This window comes from Isoptericola sp. NPDC060257 (genome assembly GCF_042726645.1).
Classification (GTDB): domain Bacteria; phylum Actinomycetota; class Actinomycetes; order Actinomycetales; family Cellulomonadaceae; genus Isoptericola; species Isoptericola nanjingensis.
On sequence record NZ_JBHXAW010000428.1, the window covers coordinates 1 to 2,307 of the forward strand.

3 protein-coding genes are annotated in these 2,307 nt (G+C 71.0%); all 3 read left to right on the plus strand.

Annotated features, from left to right (window positions below; translation table 11 throughout):
- The coding region (locus tag ACFWEK_RS20890; protein ID WP_430555286.1) for an ABC transporter permease at window positions 1-502 on the plus strand (502 nt) is incomplete at its 5' end.
- Window positions 499-1,419: an ABC transporter ATP-binding protein gene (locus ACFWEK_RS20895; RefSeq protein ID WP_430555287.1), complete on the plus strand. Its 921-nt coding sequence runs from the start codon at window positions 499-501 to the stop codon at window positions 1,417-1,419. The genes ACFWEK_RS20890 and ACFWEK_RS20895, both read left to right, overlap by 4 nt.
- Window positions 1,416-2,243 (plus strand): ATP-binding cassette domain-containing protein, encoded by an 828-nt coding sequence (locus ACFWEK_RS20900; protein WP_430548389.1) that lies wholly within the window; start codon window positions 1,416-1,418, stop codon window positions 2,241-2,243. The genes ACFWEK_RS20895 and ACFWEK_RS20900 overlap by 4 nt, the downstream gene beginning before the upstream one ends.
- The last annotated feature ends 64 nt before the right edge of the window (window positions 2,244-2,307 follow it).

The window sequence follows — 2,307 nt, forward strand, 5'->3', positions numbered from 1 at the left end:
CGCGGGGCCCGCCGTCGTGCTGCGGTCCCAGGCCCGGTCGCTGCGGGTGCGCGACTACGTCTCCGCGGCCCGGGTCGCCGGGGAGAAGACGCCGCGCATCATCGGCGTCGAGGTGCTGCCCAACCTGCTGCCGCTGCTGGCGTCCCAGTTCCTCTTCGCGATCGTGCTCGCCATCCTCGGCGAGGCCGGCCTGTCCTACCTGGGCCTCGGGCCCAACGGGTCGATCACCTGGGGCACGATGCTCAACGAGGCGCAGGGCGGCGGCGCGCTGACCCGCGGCGCCTGGTGGTGGTTCGTTCCCCCGGGCCTGATGATCGCCCTGTTCGGCACCGGGCTCTCCCTCGTCAACTTCGCCATCGACGAGATCGTCAACCCGAAGCTGCGGCTCGCGCCCGCCGCCGCCAAGAGCGTCCGCGAGGCGCGCAAGGCGGGCAAGGACAAGCTCGGCCGCCGAGCCGCGACGGAGACCGTCGCCGCCGACAAGGAGAGGGTCGACGCATGACCGCCACCACCACCGGCCCGCTGTCGTCGCCGACGCACGACGACCACGTGGCCCGCCTCGAGCCGGTCCTCACCGCTCGGAACGTGTCCATCGAGTACGAGGTGGACCCGCCCGTCCGCGCCGTGGACGACGTCTCCCTCACGCTGCACCGCGGCGAGATCCTCGGGCTCGCCGGCGAGTCGGGGTGCGGCAAGACGACGCTCGCCTACGGCCTCAACCGGCTCCTCAAGCCCCCGGCCATCCTCCGCTCCGGCGAGGTGACGTTCCACGACGCGAACGGCGCCGACATCGACGTCGTCAGCCTCACCGGCGACGCGCTGCGTGCCTTCCGCTGGGACAAGGTGTCCATGGTGTTCCAGGGGGCGATGAACTCGCTCAACCCGGTGATCAGCGTGCGCAAGCAGCTCGGAGACGTCCTCACCACCCACAGGCCGCAGATGGGCACGAAGGAGCGCGCCGCGCGTTCCGCCGAGCTGCTCGAGCTCGTGGGGGTCGACCCGACGCGCCTCGACAGCTTCGCCCACGAGCTGTCCGGCGGGATGCGCCAGCGCGTCATGATCGCCATGGCGATGGCGCTCAACCCGCAGGTCATGATCATGGACGAGCCGACCACCGCGCTCGACGTCGTCGTCCAGCGCGGCATCCTGCGCGAGATCATGCGGCTGCGCGAGCGGTTCAACTTCGCCGTCGTGTTCATCACCCACGACCTGCCGCTCCTGCTCGAGATCAGCGACCGGATCGCCGTCATGCGCTCCGGCCGGATCGTCGAGCTCGACACCTCGGAGTCCATCTACGCGCGGGCCCAGCACCCGTACACGCGGCAGCTCCTGGACTCGTTCCCGAGCCTCACGGGCGACCGTGGCTCGTTCGTCCGCACCGGCGTCACCCGCGACGCCGCCGAGGAGGAGGCGTCATGAGCAGCCTCGAGGTCCGCAACCTCGTCAAGGAGTTCAAGGTCCGCAGCGGGCTGCGCAGCGGCACCCTGCGTGCCGTGAACGACGTGTCGTTCACGCTCGAGCCCGGCAAGACCCTCGCTCTCGTCGGCGAGTCCGGGTCCGGCAAGTCGACCGTGGCCAAGATGATCTCCCAGCTCGAGACCCCGACGAGCGGCGAGATCCTGCTCGACGGCAGGCCTATCGGGCGCCGCGGCCGCGCGCTGTCGAGCTACCGCCACCAGGTGCAGATGGTCTTCCAGGACCCGTTCGCGTCGCTCAACCCGTACCACACGGTGGCGCACCACCTGGAGCGCCCGTTGAAGCTGCACGGTGTCGCGAGCGGTGACGCGCTCGAGCCCGCGGTCCACGACCTGCTGGAGCGCGTCAACCTCACACCGGCCGAGCTCTACGCGGTCAAGCGGCCGCACGAGATGTCCGGCGGACAGCGGCAGCGGGTCGCCATCGCCCGGGCTCTCGCACCCGGCGCGAGGTTCCTCGTCGCCGACGAGCCCGTCTCGATGCTCGACGTCTCCATCCGGCTCGGGGTGCTCAACCTGCTCGCCAGGCTGCAGCGCGAGGAGAACCTCGGCGTCCTGTACATCACCCACGACCTCGCCACGGCGCGACACTTCAGCGACGAGATCATCGTGATGTTCCGGGGGGACATCGTGGAGCGGGGTCCGTCCGACGAGGTCATCCTCAACCCGCAGCACGAGTACACGAAGACGCTGCTCGCCGCCGCCCCCGAGCCGTCGCGGCACGGGCGCCTGCGGGAGGAGGTCCGGGCGGAGCTGGCTGCTTCCTAGCCGCTGCTCCGCGTCGGTGCGGTCGCGCGGGTCGAGGATGGCTTCGCGCGGACGCGTTCACGGG